General features: G+C 38.4%; 21 protein-coding genes. 4 read left to right on the forward strand and 17 right to left on the reverse strand.

The features are described from left to right. Positions 1-175: 175 nt before the first annotated feature. From rplK to typA, 15 genes are all read right to left on the reverse strand, one after another. Positions 176-601: a 50S ribosomal protein L11 gene (rplK, locus tag JKP71_RS07110; RefSeq protein ID WP_075525912.1), complete on the reverse strand. Its 426-nt coding sequence runs from the start codon at positions 599-601 to the stop codon at positions 176-178. 182 nt (positions 602-783) lie between these two features. Beyond that, positions 784-993 (reverse strand): YozE family protein, encoded by a 210-nt coding sequence (locus tag JKP71_RS07115; RefSeq protein ID WP_075525913.1) that lies wholly within the window; start codon positions 991-993, stop codon positions 784-786. A gap of 16 nt (positions 994-1,009) precedes the next feature. After that, positions 1,010-1,546: a peptide-methionine (S)-S-oxide reductase MsrA gene (gene msrA / locus JKP71_RS07120; RefSeq protein ID WP_200407532.1), complete on the reverse strand. Its 537-nt coding sequence runs from the start codon at positions 1,544-1,546 to the stop codon at positions 1,010-1,012. 113 nt (positions 1,547-1,659) lie between these two features. Then, positions 1,660-2,520, reverse strand: a complete 861-nt coding sequence (locus tag JKP71_RS07125) for a CvfB family protein (RefSeq protein ID WP_200407533.1) — start codon at positions 2,518-2,520, stop codon at positions 1,660-1,662. 216 nt (positions 2,521-2,736) lie between these two features. Beyond that, a complete protein-coding gene (frr, locus tag JKP71_RS07130) occupies positions 2,737-3,291 on the reverse strand; it encodes a ribosome recycling factor (RefSeq protein WP_075525916.1) in 555 nt (184 codons plus the stop codon). A 4-nt stretch (positions 3,292-3,295) separates the two neighbouring features. Continuing rightward, on the reverse strand, positions 3,296-4,111 hold the full coding sequence (locus JKP71_RS07135) for a DUF817 family protein (protein ID WP_200407534.1): 816 nt from the start codon (positions 4,109-4,111) through the stop codon (positions 3,296-3,298). Positions 4,112-4,116: 5 nt separating this feature from the next. Further along, complete coding sequence (gene pyrH / locus JKP71_RS07140) at positions 4,117-4,833, reverse strand: UMP kinase (RefSeq protein ID WP_075525918.1); 717 nt, start codon at positions 4,831-4,833, stop codon at positions 4,117-4,119. A gap of 86 nt (positions 4,834-4,919) precedes the next feature. Next, a complete protein-coding gene (locus tag JKP71_RS07145; protein ID WP_200407535.1) occupies positions 4,920-5,372 on the reverse strand; it encodes a hypothetical protein in 453 nt (150 codons plus the stop codon). 148 nt (positions 5,373-5,520) lie between these two features. Continuing rightward, positions 5,521-6,711: an acetate kinase gene (locus JKP71_RS07150; RefSeq protein ID WP_075525920.1), complete on the reverse strand. Its 1,191-nt coding sequence runs from the start codon at positions 6,709-6,711 to the stop codon at positions 5,521-5,523. Positions 6,712-6,966: 255 nt separating this feature from the next. Beyond that, the gene (locus tag JKP71_RS07155; protein ID WP_200407536.1) at positions 6,967-8,157 is read right to left on the reverse strand and encodes an acetate kinase; all 1,191 of its coding nucleotides are present in this window, start codon (positions 8,155-8,157) and stop codon (positions 6,967-6,969) included. A gap of 112 nt (positions 8,158-8,269) precedes the next feature. Beyond that, on the reverse strand, positions 8,270-9,493 hold the full coding sequence (locus JKP71_RS07160) for an MFS transporter (RefSeq protein ID WP_200407537.1): 1,224 nt from the start codon (positions 9,491-9,493) through the stop codon (positions 8,270-8,272). A gap of 63 nt (positions 9,494-9,556) precedes the next feature. After that, a complete protein-coding gene (locus tag JKP71_RS07165; protein WP_200407538.1) occupies positions 9,557-10,453 on the reverse strand; it encodes an Rgg/GadR/MutR family transcriptional regulator in 897 nt (298 codons plus the stop codon). A gap of 10 nt (positions 10,454-10,463) precedes the next feature. Beyond that, the gene (locus tag JKP71_RS07170; protein ID WP_075525924.1) at positions 10,464-11,417 is read right to left on the reverse strand and encodes a class I SAM-dependent methyltransferase; all 954 of its coding nucleotides are present in this window, start codon (positions 11,415-11,417) and stop codon (positions 10,464-10,466) included. A gap of 84 nt (positions 11,418-11,501) precedes the next feature. Next, positions 11,502-11,753 carry a DUF3165 family protein gene (locus JKP71_RS07175; protein WP_075525925.1) on the reverse strand — a complete coding sequence of 84 codons (252 nt, stop codon included), beginning with the start codon at positions 11,751-11,753 and terminating at the stop codon, positions 11,502-11,504. A gap of 102 nt (positions 11,754-11,855) precedes the next feature. Further along, positions 11,856-13,694 (reverse strand): translational GTPase TypA, encoded by a 1,839-nt coding sequence (gene typA, locus JKP71_RS07180; RefSeq protein WP_075525967.1) that lies wholly within the window; start codon positions 13,692-13,694, stop codon positions 11,856-11,858. Positions 13,695-13,974: 280 nt separating this feature from the next. Here typA and JKP71_RS07185 point away from each other — a divergent pair, with 280 nt between their 5' ends. Genes JKP71_RS07185 through JKP71_RS07195 form a run of 3 tightly spaced genes read left to right on the forward strand, consistent with a single transcriptional unit; the run spans position 13,975 to position 15,579 of the window. After that, entirely contained in the window at positions 13,975-14,193 is a 219-nt protein-coding gene (locus JKP71_RS07185) for a YqgQ family protein (RefSeq protein ID WP_075525926.1), read from the forward strand. Positions 14,194-14,218: 25 nt separating this feature from the next. Continuing rightward, positions 14,219-15,190, forward strand: a complete 972-nt coding sequence (locus tag JKP71_RS07190) for an ROK family glucokinase (RefSeq protein WP_200407539.1) — start codon at positions 14,219-14,221, stop codon at positions 15,188-15,190. A 2-nt stretch (positions 15,191-15,192) separates the two neighbouring features. Then, complete coding sequence (locus JKP71_RS07195; protein WP_082272337.1) at positions 15,193-15,579, forward strand: rhodanese-like domain-containing protein; 387 nt, start codon at positions 15,193-15,195, stop codon at positions 15,577-15,579. Positions 15,580-15,659: 80 nt separating this feature from the next. Here the strand turns inward: JKP71_RS07195 and JKP71_RS07200 are convergent, their stop codons facing one another. Then, positions 15,660-16,109 (reverse strand): Dps family protein, encoded by a 450-nt coding sequence (locus JKP71_RS07200; RefSeq protein ID WP_075525928.1) that lies wholly within the window; start codon positions 16,107-16,109, stop codon positions 15,660-15,662. Between the two features lie 164 nt (positions 16,110-16,273). Between JKP71_RS07200 and JKP71_RS07205 the strand changes: the two genes are divergently transcribed. Continuing rightward, positions 16,274-16,933, forward strand: a complete 660-nt coding sequence (locus JKP71_RS07205) for a prepilin peptidase (protein ID WP_200407540.1) — start codon at positions 16,274-16,276, stop codon at positions 16,931-16,933. On the opposite strand, the gene dinB is transcribed toward JKP71_RS07205, so the two are convergent. Then, entirely contained in the window at positions 16,875-17,984 is a 1,110-nt protein-coding gene (dinB, locus tag JKP71_RS07210; RefSeq protein WP_200407541.1) for a DNA polymerase IV, read from the reverse strand. The two genes, JKP71_RS07205 and dinB, sit on opposite strands and share 59 nt — an antisense overlap. Positions 17,985-18,029: the final 45 nt, after the last annotated feature.

The following is an 18,029-nucleotide window of genomic DNA, read 5'->3' on the forward strand; positions in this document are numbered from 1 at the left end:
TACCTCAACATTAGAAAGTAAGTTTCGAGCCTTCCACGAACGTGGATTGCATGTGTGACTTTTTCTGAACTTCCTTTTTGGAAATCTTGAAAATTTGTTTGAAATGCGAAGTAGCGGGTTCCTCACGTACTTAGGTACGTGAGGGTTGGGCTAACGAAGCAGTTCGGACAAATTTTTAGTCAGTAACAGTGAATCCCATAGATTTTGCAGTACCTTCGATCATTGACATTGCTGTCTCAACTGATGAAGCGTTAAGGTCAGGCATTTTAAGTTCTGCGATTTCCTTAACTTGTGCTTTTGTAACTGAAGCAACTTTGTTCTTGTTAGGTTCACCTGAACCTTTTTGAACACCTGCTGCTTTTTTCAAAAGAACTGCTGCTGGAGGAGTTTTTGTAATGAATGTAAATGATTTGTCTTCATAAACTGAGATAACAACTGGGATGATCATACCAGCTTGGTCAGCTGTACGAGCGTTGAATTCTTTTGTGAATCCCATGATGTTAACACCTGCTTGACCCAAAGCTGGACCAACTGGTGGAGCTGGTGTTGCTTTACCGGCAGGGATTTGTAATTTAACGAGTTTTTCTACTTGTTTAGCCACGATAAATTCTCCTTATATTTTGTTTTCGTGATGTGGTATGATGCTGAATTTTTCAGCTTCCACGCCTATATGTTAAAAACATACCCATCCATTCTACTGTTTTTTAGCGAATTTGTCAAGATTTATTTGACTTACAAATAAAAAAGTTTACTGACAGACTGGTCAGTAAACCTTCTTTTGTCTCAAGCTTCAAGATAAGCTTGCCAAATGTCATCAAATAGGCTGAGGTTAAAATAAAAAGGGGCCTGAGTTTCCAAATAGGTAGAAATTTCATTAAAATCTTTTGATTGCTTAGGAAATAAGGAGTCTTGAAAGACAAGATTAGCAAGCCGCGTCGCATCATCTTTCTCTACAGGCGCACGATGGCGCATCAGATAATTATAAAAAGTCATTTTCTCTTTCTAGTCTTTATTTAGTAGCAGAAGCTTTTGTCTTCCAATGTTCCTCCAAAAAATCATGACGAATTTTACTTGATTGGGCATAATCTTCTGGATTTTTTTTGTAAAAGCCTTGATGGTAGTCTTCCGCCGGCCAAAATTTTTGAACAGGTTCAATCGTTGTCACAATAGGTGAATCAAAATTTCCGCTGGCTTGCAATTGCGCTTTGCTTTCTTTGGCAATTTTTTCTTGTTCTTCGTTTTCAACAAAAATGACTGGACGATAGTTATCTCCACGGTCTTCAAATTGACCAAAAGCATCTGTTGGGTCCGTGAGTGTCCAATAAAGTTCAACAAGACTTTGATAGGTAATTTTACTATTATCAAAAATAATTTCTACTGCTTCTGTATGACCAGTCAAGTGTTTTTTTACTTGTTCATAAGTTGGATTTTCAACATTTCCACCTGTGTAGCCACTTATCACAGATAAAATCCCTTCTCGTTCTTCAAAAGGTTGCACCATACACCAAAAACACCCACCTGCAAATATTGCTCTTTCTGTTGCCATTATTTCTCCTTTACTTAATTGTCTTGTGAAATATTATAGCACAGGTCAAAAAAAAGGAGATTCTTAAACTCCTTTTAATCTTTAAATGTCGCTTTTTATTTTTCTTATCCTTCTCAAGATTCTTCAATTAGTTCCGTTCCCTCTGGACTTTGTTTGATTTTTTTAGCTTTCATCAAACCACCAAGCGCTTTTTTGAATTGTCCTTTTGAGATACCAAAAGTCGCCTTGATTTCATCGGGATTTGATTTGTCATTAAATGCCATTTTGCCACCCATTGATTGAAGATAAGCTAAAATCATTTGGCTGTCAGCATCAAGCATTTCGTAAGCACGTGGTTTTGCTGACAGATTCAGACTACGATCTTCTTTTCTAAAACCAATCACACGAACTTGAAGTTCTTGACCCACACGTGGAACTGAAAAGCGTTCATTCGGATGGATAAAGCCTAACATATTGTTATCAGGCAAATAAACAAATGTTCCTGATTCTTTATTTCGATAAACAATTGCTCGTAAATCTTGGTTTTGCATGTTGTCATAAGCAGGTCCAGCAAGTTCCCAGAAATCTTCATGCCAAGCTAAATGACCCCAAATCCGCTCTTTTCTGTCAACAATTAATTTCACATAAAGTTGGTCTCCAACTTTTGGCCATTGGTCTTTTTCAAGTGGCAAATCATCAAGAGAGACGACCACATCTTTTCCTGGTAAACCTGTGTCGACAAAGGCACCAAGGTCCTTACGAACAGCTGTTACCGTTCCCCAGCCATAATGCTCATTTGTTGCTTTTTGTTCCAAAGTCGTCAAACGACGATGGTCATCTTTATCCACATAAACAAAACCAGTCACCACATCGCCAACTGTATGTTCACCTTCTGTTTTATCTAAACGTAATAAATCTTCTCCTTTTTGGAGAAAATAGAAACGTTCACTTTCTTCCACGATTATCGCGGAGATTGTTTGTCCAATAATACTCATTTGTTCCTCTTTATTAATTGTAATTGAGAGACGTTTTGCCTCTGTTTATTTAACATTGCCTGAAAAATGAATTACAGCTTTGAGCTAGGCTGTTTGCTCTGTCAGCTTGATTCAGTCTTGTAAATTTTTTCCATCCGATAGCTTTTTGATGTAAAAACGGCTCAATGGAGCCGTCAATGCTTTTTCAAATTGTTTGACCTATGAGAAAAAATAGAATTAGATATCCAACAATTCTTTTTCTTTTGTCGCAGCAAGCTTATCAGCCTCTTTGACAGCTTCATCAGTCGCTTTTTGAATTTCTTTTTCAAGATCTTTCAAATCATCTTCTGTGATTTCGTTGGCTTTTTGCGCTTTTTTTGCAGCATCCATTGCATCACGTCGAATGTTACGGATAGCGATTTTGGCAGATTCAATGATTTTACCCATATCTTTTACCAATTCTTTACGACGTTCTTCTGTCAACATAGGAATAACCAAACGGATGACAGAGCCATCATTAGCGGGTGTAATGCCAAGATCAGACTCATACAAAGCTTTTTCAATATCTTTCAAGATTGATTTATCAAAAGGAGTAACCATCAATACACGCGCTTCGGGAATTGTGATTGAAGCCAATTGGTTAAGTGGTGTGGGTGCGCCATAGTAAACCACTTGAATACGGTCAAGAAGGCTCGCATTAGCGCGTCCTGCCCGAATATGCCCCAAGTCACGTTGCAAACTTGAGAGTGAGTTTTTCATGCGGTCTTGTGCCGTTGTAACAATTTCATTCATTTTTTTAATCCTTAATAATATTTTTTATAGTTATTTTTTTAGCAAAAATCGGTAAATTAGCAATTCGCTGCAGTTCAACAACAATTACAATAGTGATAATAATCAAAAGTGTCCAAGAAGAAATCTTCCCCAAGTCAACAAGGCGCCAAGCAGTCAGTTGGTAACTGTAGCGCCACGCATTGAAGAAGGAACCAATATTCTCCGCAAAATAGATAAACAGTCCAATTAAGAAAAAACCAAGAACTGCCAACCACTCATAGCGCTGTTTTTTTACTTTAAAGGTAAACCTCGTTCTCCAAAATAAAACAAGAATCAGCACATAAAGCAGATTACGGTAATCCAAACCATGCGTATCTGTAAAGAAATTGAGATAAATTAGCCCGCATAAACCAAGAAGATAATACCATTTGGGCCACTGTTTGACTTCGATTTCCATCTCTTTGATGATACGCACTACATAAGAGCCAATTGCGGAATACATAAATGCCGAATACAAGGGGACTCCAAAGAATTTGAAGAGACCAGGCTCAGGATAAGACCATGATCCAAATCTTACTTTATAAATCTCAAGAATCATCCCCATAATATGAAAGATAAGTATTGCAATCAAATCAAAAGCTGCTTCAAATTTTGTAAGAAGTAAAAAAACCTGAATCAGAATAACATAAATTAAGAGCCAATCATAACGCTCTAGTCCAGGAAGAGCAAGATATTTTGAAACAGCAAGTCCCAATAAAATCAGTGCGCCAAATAAAACTGAGCGAAGCTGTTTAATAAAAAAGTCCCAGAGCTGCTCAAAGAGCGGAAAGACTGTTGCCATACCTTTTACTGAACGGTTGTCCCGATTTCTTCGCCACGAACAACACGAGTAATATTTCCAGGTTCATTCATATTGAAGACTACAAGTGGAATATGATTATCCATAGACATTGTAGAAGCTGTGCTATCCATAACTTGTAAGCCTTTGGTAATCACTTCCATATGAGTCAAATGTTCAAATTTGATGGCATCTTCAACGAGTTTAGGGTCAGCATTATAGACCCCATCCACACCATTTTTAGCCATTAAGATAACGTCAGCATTGATTTCAGCTGCACGTAGAGCAGAGGTAGTATCTGTTGAAAAATAAGGAGATCCTGTACCACCTGCAAAAATGACAACACGGCCTTTTTCCAAGTGACGTTCTGCACGACGACGAATATAAGGTTCAGCAACAGCTTTCATTTCAATTGCTGTCATCACACGCGTGTCGACTCCGAGATTTTCTAGAGCACTTTGGATAAACAAACCATTTTGAATTGTTGCGAGCATTCCCATATAATCAGCTTGAGCGCGTTCCATACCGGCTTTCTCACCAGTAATTCCACGCCAAACATTTCCTCCACCGCAAACAATCGCAAGTTCTGCGCCCAAATCATGAACTTCTTTGAGTTCTTCAGCGACAGCTTTTGCTGTCTCAGGGTCAAAACCAAAACCTTTCTTTCCAGAAAGTGCTTCTCCAGAAAGTTTCAACAGTACACGTTTGTATTTAATCTCAGCCATATTGCACCTATTCTATTATATTTCTTCTATTTTACCACAAAAGCCCTTTAAAAAAAAGGCTGATTAACAAGCCTTTCTAAAAAGATTTATACCTTGAGGAAACCTAAAGAGACTGCAAGTTCTACAAGTAAAACAACCACAAGGAAAAGCCCAATAATCCAAAGAATTAAGCTTACACTTTTTACACCTTGCCAATACGGATGTGGAAGGGCTTCAAGTTCCTCTTTTTCACCTGCACGGAAACCATTAAGATGTCTGGTGCTATTTTTCCAGAGAAGTTCAGCGGGAATTAACGCTTTATTTAACAATACATCCCCATTGGGTTCAATAGTAATCTCATTACCCATCCAAGTCATCATGCCTCCTAGAAACAGATTAGCGCCATATGTTTCCTTGAGATGAGTTACATCAGCCGGCTTCATCAACAACTGAATTTGTTCACGAACTGGATAGTAGCGTATCTGACCATTTTCAAATTCTAAGCGTAAACGAACACCTGGTAGCATTTCAGCTTTTGTGACTTTTGGAATTTTTCCCATCTCCTCGCCTTCTTTCTTTTCACTTCCTTTAGTATAGCGCTTTCTTTTTCATAAAACAATCCCTTGAGATTAAAAAATAAAAAGCCATCAACACTTCACTGTGTTGATAGACTTTCAAAGTTACTGACAAAGCGGTCAGTGATATTTTTTAGGCTTTGGCTGCTTCTACATCACGCGCAATCACTAATTCTTCATTGGTAGGAACAACTAGCACTTTCACCTTAGATGAAGGCGTTGAAATTTCCCCAAATGCCCCTCTAATATTTTTTGACGCATCAATTTCCATCCCAAACCAAGACAAGCCCTCGACAATATCCTTTCGGACATCCGTATCGTTCTCACCAACACCTGCTGTGAAGACGAGCGCATCCGCTCCATTGAGAACTCCAAAATACTGCGCGATATATTTTTTCAAGCGATCTACATACATTTCATAAGCCAATATTGCTTTTTTATCTCCCTTTGCCACTGCTTCTGAGAGATCACGCATATCACTTGAAAGTTCTGAAACTCCTAAAACTCCCGATTCCTTGTTGAGAATATCAATAACCTCTTGAGCACTTCTTAGACTAGGATCACTCTCTAACATATAAGGAATGATAGAAGCATCCATCTCACCAGCTCGCGTCCCCATCATTACACCTGCAAGCGGTGTAAAACCCATCGAGGTATCCACTGACTGTCCCTTATGATTTGCTGTGATTGACACTCCATTACCGATATGAGCCGTAATAAGTTTGAGCTCCTCAAGAGGACGGCCAAGGACTTTAGCAGCTTCTTGCGCAACATACATGTGAGAAGTCCCATGAGCACCATATTTACGGATGGCATAATCTGTGTAATATTTTGTCGGAATCGGATAACGGTAAGCTTTTTCTGGTAAAGTAGCATGAAATGCTGTATCAAAGACGGCCACAGCTAAAGCCTCAGGCAGCAAACGCTGAAAAGCTTCAATTCCTAAGACATTCGCCGGGTTATGAAGAGGGGCAAGTGTAGATAGCGCCTTAATTTCCTCTAGTACTTCAGCTGTGATGATAGTTGATCCTTTAAAAAATTCTCCCCCAGCTACTACCCGATGACCAATCCCTGTAATTTCCCGAAATTCACGAATCAATTTAAAGTGGATCAACTCGTCCATTAACAACAATACCGCTTGTCGATGATCAACAATTTCTTGTTTTCTTACATGCGCTTCATCATTGAACTTTGTAGTAGAGACGGAACCAGGCAAACCAATCCGCTCAAAAATTCCTTTAGCAATAACAACTTCTTCAGGCATTTCATAAAGTTGCCATTTTAATGACGATGAACCAGCGTTAACTGCGAGTGTTTTTTCCATAGTTGATATCTCCTTTTAAGAAAGTGAGCTTTTCTTCTCTTTTCATTGTAGAAATTTATATATCTACGCAGACTAGATCAGTTAGCCTCGTTACTCTGTTTCAATAGTCCCACCTCACAAACGTGAAAGTTGGGTTATAAAAAGTAAAATCACAAAATGTATGCGTTTTATTTTCTCTCTTAGTATATCATAATTCTTTTCATTTTTTCATGAAAAAAAGACTTGGCCTCAGCCAAATCTTAGAAACTTAATGATTTATTTAGTTTTTAAGCTTTCTACATCTCGAGCAATAACTAATTCTTCATCGGTAGGAATAACATAAATTTTAACACGCGAACTGGCTTTTGAAATTTCACCCACAGCTCCCCAATCGTTCTTGTCAGGGGCAACTTCAATACCGAACCAAGTCAAACCTTCTAGAATCGCTGCCCGTACTGGTACAGAGTTTTCCCCAATTCCTGCTGTGAACACCAAGGCGTCTGCACCATTTAATACAGCCAGATATTGTCCAATGTATTTTTGAATTCTATCTACATACATCTCGAACGCCAGTTGTGCATCCGGATTTTCATCCTTGGCTCCAATAATATCACGCATATCTGAAGAAATACCAGATACACCAAAGAGGCCTGATTTTTTATTCATCATGTCTACGACATCTTGAGCATTTTTTAACTCAGAATCATTTTCAATGAGGTAAGGAAAAACTGACGGATCCATCTCTCCGGTACGTGTCCCCATCATAACTCCTGCAAGTGGTGTAAATCCCATAGAAGTATCTACTGATTTTCCACCGTTAATCGCTGTGATAGAAGCACCATTACCGATGTGTGCCGTGATAATTTTTGTTTCTTCAATCGGTTTGCCAAGTAATTTTGCTGCTTCATGTGCTACGTATTCGTGGGATGTTCCATGAGCCCCATACTTACGAACTGCATGTTCAGTGTAATACTTTTTAGGTAAAGGATAGCGGAAAGCTTTTTCAGGCATCGTCGTATGGAAGGCGGTGTCAAAGACGACAACTGATGTAGCATCAGGTAAAAGGTTTAAGAAAGCTTCAATACCCGCAGCATTAGCTGGATTGTGCAATGGGGCTAGCGCTGACAAATCTTTAACTTGTTGGAGAACTTCAGGTGTAACTACTGTAGATTTTTTAAAAAGTTCACCCCCTGCAACCACACGGTGACCAACACCTGTGATTTCAGTAAATTCTTCTACAATGCTCAACCGTTTCAAATCATCAAGCAAGACGTGCACCGCTTCCGTATGATCAGGAATATCAAAAACCCGTTCCTCTTTTTGATCGCCAAACTTGACTGTGATGATAGAATCTTTTAAGCCAATCCGTTCAATCAATCCTTTTGCTAGCACTTTTTCTTCAGGCATCTCGTACATTTGCCACTTCATAGATGATGACCCAGCGTTAACCGCTAATGTTTTACTCATGTTTAATAAACCTTCCTTGAATTTAAAATACGATTAAATTATAACACAAATCCTATTTCCTTGTGAGCTTTCAGGATGAAGAAAAACACTTTTTGAGAACGCTACCACTACTTTAAGTTTTTCGTGCTAAAATTCCTCGTATAAAAAAACATAATCCAAGCAACGCAATCAAATCCAAAGTTAATCTGACTCCGATAAGATTGGCTAAAAATATAAAGAATGCTCCTCCAAAAGGAATGGAGAATGTAAAAAGCGTTGTTATCCCTCCAGAAATTTTGCCCAAATCTTGACTGGAAATGTTTTCCATGATTAAACTATTGACCTTCGGACTGGCTTTGGCTACCGTATAAGCCAATACGAAAATTAGAAATAGCGCTAGCCCGGCTAGATTACTCAAAGTCACAGCGAACAGGGCAATCAGTGCAAATATAAGAACAAAGAGTTTCTGTAAAGTTAACTTTTTCAGAAAATCTTTCATCCATAGCGATCCTAAAAGCATTCCTGCTGATAAACTTAGATTGAAAATCAGCACGGCAACAGAGTAAGACATTCCAAATTTTTGCCCCGAAATTAATGACAAATCTGTCAGTGGTCCTATACCTGCAAAGAGGAAATTGAGTAAAATGACAGACAGTAAAATCAAAACAAAATTGCTATTCTTACTCTCTACCGTGAAAACCAACCGAATCTGAGCAAAAGTTTTTCGTAAATTCAAGTGACTTTTTTTATTTATTTTCCCCACCTCTCCCGTTAAATGCTGACGATTGAAATAAAGCACAGCTCCCGACAAAATAAAAAGCAAACCATTGACACAGCCGACCAGATAGAAGGATTGATTAGTCATTGTCAAAATCATCACTCCGAGCGGTTGTCCGACCAGTTCAGCCAGCGAACCTAGCCCTTGCAGTTGTCCAAACGCTGAACTAATTTCATCATTTTTTACATTTCTTTGCAAAATTGGAGCTCGTAAACCATTTTTATAACCTGAAATAAAATCGCATAAAGACTTCGCACCCCCAATAGCTAAGAAAAGGCCAAGATTTTTCCCACTCAAAAATAACAAGGCTATCGAGAAGTAAAGTAGGGCTTGCACCCAAGAACTAGCAATCATTTTTGAAGCTTTTTTGACTGTTTTATCTGCCAAAAATCCCGTATAAATCGCCAGAAAAACGGGAGCCAAAATGAAAAATTCAGCTAAAGAAACATAGAAGGTTGACTGATCAAAACTTGATGCGTAAATTAAAAATACGATGTTAAGCAAGCTTGTACCCAGCATGGTAAATAAGCTACTCACAAATAAGGCTCGGAAACTTCTATTTTGTCTAATAAGTTGCATATTATTTCCTCCAATAGAAAAATTATAATACGTTTGAAAATACAAAAAGAAAACCGTCCCCTATTAGGGACGATTTCCTTGCTTTTTTCTAAGTTTTTTGATTTCTTCACAATAGATTTTTGCTGTTGCTGAGTTTCCAAATCGTTCAAAAACAAAGACCACATCTTCTAAAATTTCACTACTTTTTTGAAAATCCCGGTGGGTTTCATAAAGATTGGCACGGATAAGTTCGTAAGCTATTCCAACATTGATGCTCCAATGAGTTTTCCCAACCTCTCGAAATTTTTCCAAAATAGCTTGTGCTTGAGGAATTTCGTTATGCTCGACCATGACGACTGACAAATTTCGTAAGGTCATCAGAATCAAGTTTTGATTTTCAGGAATTTTCTCATAAAATTTTTTTTGACTCAGCAGGTCTTTGGTCAACTCCTTAACCATATCATAGGGTAAATGTTGCAGTGTAAACAAAAATACATACAAGTCATAGCGTGACCAAGTGGTCAGGTCAACGAAATACTCAATCAAATTTTCTAATTCGTACTGCGACAGCCTTTTGTATTTTCCATAATTACAGAGAACAGCTTTTAGTGCAATGCTGTTGAGATGATGCTCGAATTTTTCTGATCGCTGATAAGCCAAACTTTCCTTTTTGCAAAGTTCTAAAAGCTCAGAAATTTTGCCATTTTGTTCTAGTAAACCAGCTTCTTCAAAACTCCTTGTATTTTTATTATTCTCATGTTGATCGCTGATTTCTAGAAATTCTGCCATGGAAAAATTAATATTTTCTAGTAAAAGTAAAAACTTGCTTAGTGAAATATCATTTTCGCCTAACTCAAATCTTGACAGCTGCGACTTTGAAAGAATCCCAAAAGCTGCTTGCCACAATGAAATATGCTTCTGCTCTCGAAGTTCTCGAAAAAGCTTTCCATAAGATTCTGCCTGCTCATTTTCCTCAACCATGAACCACCCCTTACAATTTCACATTTTTTGTAAATTCTTCCATAAAGGCTGCTAGACTTTCGCGATCGGTCAAAGATGAAAGGGGATGAGCAAAAGTGGCATGGGCTGCAGGACCTTTTTTTAGTACATAAATCGCCTTAGCATCGGCATTGAACAGAGAGCTGGGTAAGGTGATAACCGCCATAATACTCCCATGCTGACTAATCCAATTTTTCAAAAGTGGTCCTTGGGCGCTTGTCAGCAAATCTTCCGGCGCTAGAAAAATAGCAAACGCCCCTTCTTTAAGGTAGTTGAAGGATTGCTCAATGAGCAAATGGTGCGCAAAAGTATGGCCTTGAGGACTTGCCACCTCAAAATTTTTCGCTACACTGTCGTCAGGGTAAAATCCGATCGGTAAGTCACTGACCACCACGTCAGCTGGTTCCATCAAACGTTTTTGCACTGCATCGATCTGCATGTATTCAGCAGAGCTTTCCATGACCTCAGCCATAGAAGCTGACAAATCAAGTAGCAAATCATCGACTTCAAAGCCAACATATTCTACTTTTTTTTGTAAATTGACCAGCAAAGTTTGTGCCAAATTCCCTGTTCCAGAACCAAACTCTATAAGCCGTAGTTCTGAATTTTTATTGAGATGCTCAATGATGAAGTTAAAAATCAACCCTATCGCATCCGGCGTCATCGCATGATTGGCTTGCAACGGAGCCACTTGAGATCCCTTTAATAATACAAATTGAAAAAGTTTTTGCCACTCTTGTTTGTTTAACTGCAGCTGACGAAGCTTTTGATTGTTTACTGACAACTCTGTCAGTTCTTCGGTAGGTGCTTTTTGATTTTTTTCATCCAAAAATTGTCCATTCTGCTCTACAAAAGCATCATAAAAATCTGTATCCAATTTTTCAGAAAGAGTATTGATATTCGCAACAATCCACTCAAAACCTTGAGCAACTTTTTCCATATCCATGCTTTTTTCTCCATTCTTATGAAATCAAAATAAAACTGTCAATTCTGACAGTCTTGTTTTTGCTGTTTAAAATAACGCCACAGCTTATTTTTTCTTTTTCCGATTATCTAATTTTTCTAGTTCAATCCATGCTTTAAAAGTAATGACGAGCAGAGCTATGATACCCAAGACTTCTAAAAGGAAGGTTTGATGACTTACCGCTTGAGCAATTGCAAAAGCAATAATCAGCACGCCAACTGCAGCAAAGAAGAAAATATCCATACTCCGTCGAACGTCTTTAGGCATCATGAAAATATAAGCAAATGTCCCCAAAATCAACAGGATAATATAAAACATTTTACTCCCTTCCAAATCGGGAGGCAAGTTATGAGTCAATGACGCTTTCTAGAAGTTATAAACCTCTAACTTACCATAGCTTTCAAAAAAATCTACTAATAATTAGTCTTGTTTTTTCTTTTTAGCTGATTTTTCACGCAATGCTTTATCCAAGATTTGCTTACGTAAGCGGATTGATTCTGGTGTTACTTCCATGTACTCATCATCACCAAGGAATTCAAGTGATTCTTCAAGTGTCAAGATTTTAGAAGCATTCAACACAGACGTAGAGTCTTTATTTGATGAACGGACGTTTGTTTGTTGTTTCGCTTTTGTCACATTTACAGTCAAGTCATTATCGCGTGAATTTTCACCAATGATCATCCCACCGTAAACTTCTGTACCTGCTTCAACAAACAATGTACCACGCTCTTGCACATAACCCATTGCATAAGCTGTTACTTGACCTTGGTCCATAGAAATCAAGGCACCACGGCTACGTCCACCAATTGACCCTTTAACCATTGGCATAAATTGGTCAAAGGTATGGTTCATGATCCCGTAACCACGAGTCATTGACATAAATTCAGTTGTGAAACCAATCAAACCACGCGCAGGCGCAAGGAAAGTCAAACGTGCTTGACCATTCCCAACGTTTTGCATATCGAGCATTTCACCCTTACGTTCAGAGAGCGCTTGGATGATAGATCCTTGATATTCTTCAGGTGTGTCGATTTGCACACGTTCAAATGGTTCACAGTCCACACCATCAATTTCTTTGACGATTACTTCAGGACGCGAAACTTGCAATTCGTAGCCTTCACGACGCATGGTTTCAATCAGAATTGACAAATGCAATTCCCCACGACCAGATACGATCCATTTATCAGGAGAATCTGTATTTTCGACACGCAGTGAAACATCTGTTTGTAACTCAGACATCAAACGTTCTTCAACTTTACGTGCAGTTACCCATTTCCCTTCACGACCAGCAAATGGTGAATTATTTACAAGGAAAGTCATTTGCAAAGTAGGTTCGTCAATATGCAACACAGGTAAAGGATCAACATGGTCAGCTGGTGTTACTGTTTCACCTACAAAGATGTCTTCCATACCAGAAACTGCAATCAAATCACCCGCTTTAGCTTCTTGAATTTCTTGACGATCAAGACCGAAGAAACCGAAAAGCTTTGTAACACGGAAATTCTTAGTTGAACCATCAAGTTTTGACAAAGTAACATTGTCACCAACCTTGATTGTTCCACGGAAAACACGTCCAATACCAATACGTCCTACATAGTCATTATAGTCCAACAATGAGACTTGGAATTGTAAAGGCTCATCTGAATTATCTACTGGTCCAGGAATATGATCAATAATGGTATCAAAGATGTTTGCCATTGTGTGTTCTTGATCAGCTGGATCATCAGACATTGATGAAGATCCGTTGATTGCTGATGCGTATACTACTGGGAATTCTAATTGTTCATCATCAGCACCAAGTTCAATGAAGAGCTCAAGCACTTCATCAACCACTTCAGCTGGACGAGCAGATGGTTTATCTATTTTGTTAACAACAACGATTGGAGTCAAGTTTTGTTCCAAAGCTTTTTTCAAAACAAAACGTGTTTGAGGCATTGTACCTTCATAAGCATCAACAACAAGGACAACCCCGTCAACCATTTTCATGATGCGTTCAACTTCTCCACCGAAGTCCGCGTGACCTGGTGTGTCCAAGATGTTGATACGAGTTCCGTTATATTCAACTGCTGTATTTTTGGCAAGGATAGTAATCCCACGTTCTTGCTCAAGTGCATTTGAGTCCATCGCACGTTCAGTCAATTCTTTACGAGCATCCAACGTTTGAGATTGTTTTAAGAGTTCGTCAACCAATGTCGTTTTACCATGGTCAACGTGGGCAATAATAGCGACGTTTCTAATATCTTCGCGTAATTTAGTCAATTTTATCATACCTTACTTTCGTATATATCTAACCCATTATAGCACACTTTTTCGAAAGCTGTAAATGCACACGTTTACAAGCCTCAGCTCGTTTTTAACTAAGAATACCATTAAATTATAAAAAGAGCTTAAGAGTCATTTTATTTTAAGTCCGAACCACACCTCCTTGCCACCCCAACCTCTTTATTATCTTCATTAATAAATGAAAAAAACGACGATAAAATGCAGTAAAATATGGTCCAGACTTGAATACCGCTTTCAATTACGGTAAAATGTAATAATGAAAACTCTCTACGATGTACAAGAAATGCTGAAAAAATATGGCTATATCAACCTTTTTCCAGATCGATTAGATGCTATAACTTTCATGCAGATCGAACTTTCAAAAATGCTTGAGACTGGGATATTTCAAAAAAGCGACCATGATTATTTAACCGCTCGGCTTATTTTGGCGCGTGAAGAGAGAATAGAAAAGGAAAAATCGGAGACTAAAAATTAATTTAGTCCAGATGAGGAGAATTGTAATGACTGCAAGTAAAATTATCGGAATTGACCTTGGTGGAACTTCTATCAAGTTTGGGATTTTAACCCTCAAAGGTGAAGTTCAAGATAAGTGGTCAATTCCAACTAATATTTTAGAAGATGGAAAGCATATCGTTCCAGATATTGTTGCTTCTATCAACCATCGTTTAAATTTATACAATTTAGATAAATCTGATTTTATCGGAATTGGTATGGGAACACCTGGTTCTGTTAATATCGCTAAGGGAACTGTCAAAGCAGCCTATAACTTGAACTGGGGCGATGAGCATGAAGTAGGAAAACCAATATCTGAAGGAGTTGGACTACCTTTTATCTTGGATAATGATGCTAATGTAGCCGCGCTTGGTGAACGTTGGGTAGGTGCTGGTGAAAATAATCCTGACGTTGTATTTATCACGCTTGGAACTGGTGTTGGTGGTGGAATCATTGCGGCTGGTGAATTAGTCCATGGTGTAGCCGGTGCTGGTGGTGAAATTGGTCATATCTGTGTAGAACCTAATGGTTTTGACTGTACTTGTGGTAATAAAGGTTGCCTCGAAACCGTTACATCTGCAACGGGTATCGTCCGCTTAGCTCATCAATTTGCTGAGGAATATGAAGGAACCTCTGAAATCAAAGCAGCTATTGACAATGGGGACGAAGTCACTTCTAAAGATATCTTCGTCGCAGCTGAAGCTGGTGATAAATTTAGCCTTTCTGTAGTAGATAAATTTGCCTACTACCTCGGCTTTGCCTCTGCAAACCTTGGTTCAACTTTAAACCCAGATTCTATCGTTATCGGTGGAGGCGTATCAGCTGCAGGTGAATTCTTGCGTGAGAAAGTGGAAGCCTATTTCAAAAAGTACGCTTTCTCTACCGTTCGTAATACAACAAAAATCAAACTTGCCGTACTCGGAAATGATGCGGGGATCATTGGAGCTGCAAGCCTGGCACTCAAGTTTAAAGGAGAATAACTTTGTTCATTATTATCATTGATATCATCCTCGTTTTAGTTATTATCGGGATGTTCGTTTATCCACGTTGGAATCTTAAAAGAAACGCTAAAATAGTCGAGGAAGCGGAATTTGCTCGATTGATGCCAACTTCTCAATTAATTGATATTCGCGAACCTAACCAATTTCGGGTCAGTCATATTTTAGGGGCTCGCAATCTTCCTTCTGGACAAATCGATCAAAGCTTGAATGCGTTAAGCAAGCATAAACCTGTCCTAATCTATGAAACTGGAAAACCCGTAGGGGCTGCAAAAGTTGCTAAAAAGCTAAAAAAAGCTGGCATTCCTGAAGTTTATATCCTCAAAAAAGGGCTGAATGACTGGACGGGTAAAACCAAATCTGGCATGTAAAAATAAAAAACAGATAAGTTATTCTTATCTGTTTTTTTAATCTTACATAGAAAGGTTTCTCCAAAAGAAAAACTTTCTGCTTATTTACCGAGTTCTGCTTCAAGCATCCAAATCGTTTTTTCAATATCACCCAAAGCTGTAGTATAGAGGTCAACAGTAACTGCGTCCCCTTCCTTTTCAGAAATCTCAAGAGCTTGTGTGAATTGTTCAGTTAAATACTTATAGGCAATAACTAACTCTGACAAACGATTAGCAATTGATTTATCCCAAGTTGCTGATGTCATCTTAATCTTAGAATTTTCATCAAACTCTGCCAAAGTTGAGAAAGGTGATCCACCGATGGTAATTAAACGTTCAGCAAATTCATCAAGGTGTTCATCCAACTGATCTTTTAACTCATCCATTTTAGGGTGCAAATAAAGAAAACCTGCGCCACGCATGTACCAGTGTATTTGGTGAACAAGAGCTGATGCTTTTGACAAATCAGCAACGGTTTGATTCAATACTTCTTGTGTTTTTTCGTATGACATAAATAACCTCCATTTTTTAAACATTAAATAGCAAATACGCCTTTAACGTTAACTTTCCTATAAATAAATTATAAACTAATGAGAGTCCTTTTCCAAGTAATTTACTTTTTATTTCCAAGTCTACAAAGAGGATACATTTGCCTCTTTTTTACGTATAGCCCTATATGAAACTTTTTTTCGCTTTTTTATTTGGCAGTGTGCTAGGTTCTTTTTTTGGTGTGATTGTGGATCGTCTCCCCTTGCATCAATCCATTATTTGGGGACGCTCCCACTGTACAAGTTGCCAACATCTCCTCTCAGCTTTTGATCTCATCCCACTCGTGTCCCAAATTTTCCGTAAGTTTAGATGTCGCTATTGTCGGGCACCTATCCCGAAACTTTACCTTATTTTAGAATTTAGTTGCGCCTTAACCTTTACTTTAGCGGTTTCTCATAAACTCACTTCTATTCAAGCACTTTTTACGCTGATGTCCATTCTCTTATCGGCCTTTGATAGTCGCGATCACCATTTCCCCCTTTCTGTCTGGCTATTTTTTACACTAATTTTTATGATAAGTTTTCCTTTTCACCTCGTCTATCTATGCTGGATTGTTTTGGCTTTGCTTGCTGAACGCTTCTCTCTAAATATTGGAAGTGGTGATTTTCTCTGGTTCTTTACCGCATCTTTTGTTTTTGATTTCTTTCACCAAATGTTAATTTTGGAGATTGCTTGCTTTCTTGGTATTGGCTATTATCTCTTTACAAAGAAACGGAATGAAATTCCTTTCATTCCGTTTCTGACCATTGCATATCTAGCGTTGCTTCTTGTGCCCCAAATTCTGTGACTGTTACGCCAAGAAGCCGCACTCCCAAACTCTCATCATAGTCTAATTCTTCAAAGATCTGATGAGCAGCCTGTGCAATCTTAAGTTCATCATCCGTTTTTTCAACCAACCGTTTACGTTTCGTCAAGGTCGTAAAATCTGAATAACGAAGTTTTAGAATAACAATACTCCCTTTAAGCTGATGTTTTTTTAAGGACTGGGCAACTCGCTGAGAAATATTCGTTAATTCAGCAGTAACATCATCTGGTAAATAAAGTAACTTGCCATAAGTGCGTTCTTTTCCTACAGACTTGCGTTCTCGATAACTGTTCACTTTTGAATGGTGTATCCCATTTGCTTTTTGATAGAGCTCCCATCCATAGATTCCAAACCGCTCTGCTAAATCTACTGGGTCTGCCTTTTGAATATCTTCTCCAGTAAATAAACCGAGCGCATGGAGTTTAGGAACCGTTGCCTTACCTACACCATGAAATTTTTCTACTGGTAGCTCTGCTAAAAATTTTTGAGCTTCTTCGGGCATAATGACCGTTAAACCATGTGGTTTTTCATAGTCAGAAGCAATCTTTGCCAAAAACTTGTTATACGAAATTCCTGCTGAACAGGTCAAACCAAGTTCAATAAATATATCGTGTTGGATCAATTTTGCGATTTTTATAGCTGATTGAGAACCAATTTTATTTTGAGTTACATCAAGATAAGCCTCGTCAATCGATGCTGCTTCAATGGCATCGGTATAACGGCTAAATATTTCTCTTACTTGTTGACTCACCGCTGTATATTTTTCATAATTTCCAGATATAAAAATGGCTTGTGGACAAAGTTCGTATGCTTCTTTAGCACTCATTGCCGAATGGATACCGAAGGCACGAGCCTCATAGGAACAGGTGGAAACAACCCCTCTTCCTCCAGTTTGCAATGGGTTGCGAGCAATGACTACGGGTTTGCCTTTTAACTTTGGATTATCACGCACTTCAACAGAAGCAAAAAAGGCATCCATATCAATATGAATGATTTTTCTTGAGGTATCATTGATGAGCGGAAAAGTTAGCATAGTTTTATTATATCAAAAAAAGCTTCCTGCAAAGCAAGAAACTTT

It is taken from the genome of Lactococcus taiwanensis, assembly GCF_014905395.1.
In the GTDB taxonomy this organism is placed as follows: Bacteria; Bacillota; Bacilli; order Lactobacillales; family Streptococcaceae; genus Lactococcus; species Lactococcus taiwanensis.

Bases quoted from the DNA above. Each gene is read 5' to 3' on its own strand.
- frr (WP_075525916.1), bottom strand. From the start codon at position 3,291: ATGAATGAAATTGTTACAACGGCACAAGACCGCATGAAAAACTCACTC.
- JKP71_RS07135 (WP_200407534.1), bottom strand. From the start codon at position 4,111: ATGGCAACAGTCTTTCCGCTCTTTGAGCAGCTCTGGGACTTTTTTATT.
- pyrH (WP_075525918.1), bottom strand. From the start codon at position 4,833: ATGGCTGAGATTAAATACAAACGTGTACTGTTGAAACTTTCTGGAGAA.
- JKP71_RS07200 (WP_075525928.1), bottom strand. From the start codon at position 16,109: ATGTCATACGAAAAAACACAAGAAGTATTGAATCAAACCGTTGCTGAT.
- JKP71_RS07160 (WP_200407537.1), bottom strand. From the start codon at position 9,493: ATGCAACTTATTAGACAAAATAGAAGTTTCCGAGCCTTATTTGTGAGT.
- JKP71_RS07115 (WP_075525913.1), bottom strand. From the start codon at position 993: ATGACTTTTTATAATTATCTGATGCGCCATCGTGCGCCTGTAGAGAAA.
- JKP71_RS07175 (WP_075525925.1), bottom strand. From the start codon at position 11,753: ATGTTTTATATTATCCTGTTGATTTTGGGGACATTTGCTTATATTTTC.
- JKP71_RS07190 (WP_200407539.1), top strand. From the start codon at position 14,219: ATGACTGCAAGTAAAATTATCGGAATTGACCTTGGTGGAACTTCTATC.
- dinB (WP_200407541.1), bottom strand. From the start codon at position 17,984: ATGCTAACTTTTCCGCTCATCAATGATACCTCAAGAAAAATCATTCAT.
- JKP71_RS07155 (WP_200407536.1), bottom strand. From the start codon at position 8,157: ATGAGTAAAACATTAGCGGTTAACGCTGGGTCATCATCTATGAAGTGG.
- JKP71_RS07125 (WP_200407533.1), bottom strand. From the start codon at position 2,520: ATGAGTATTATTGGACAAACAATCTCCGCGATAATCGTGGAAGAAAGT.
- JKP71_RS07145 (WP_200407535.1), bottom strand. From the start codon at position 5,372: ATGGGAAAAATTCCAAAAGTCACAAAAGCTGAAATGCTACCAGGTGTT.
- JKP71_RS07170 (WP_075525924.1), bottom strand. From the start codon at position 11,417: ATGGATATGGAAAAAGTTGCTCAAGGTTTTGAGTGGATTGTTGCGAAT.
- JKP71_RS07150 (WP_075525920.1), bottom strand. From the start codon at position 6,711: ATGGAAAAAACACTCGCAGTTAACGCTGGTTCATCGTCATTAAAATGG.
- JKP71_RS07185 (WP_075525926.1), top strand. From the start codon at position 13,975: ATGAAAACTCTCTACGATGTACAAGAAATGCTGAAAAAATATGGCTAT.
- JKP71_RS07205 (WP_200407540.1), top strand. From the start codon at position 16,274: ATGAAACTTTTTTTCGCTTTTTTATTTGGCAGTGTGCTAGGTTCTTTT.
- JKP71_RS07165 (WP_200407538.1), bottom strand. From the start codon at position 10,453: ATGGTTGAGGAAAATGAGCAGGCAGAATCTTATGGAAAGCTTTTTCGA.
- msrA (WP_200407532.1), bottom strand. From the start codon at position 1,546: ATGGCAACAGAAAGAGCAATATTTGCAGGTGGGTGTTTTTGGTGTATG.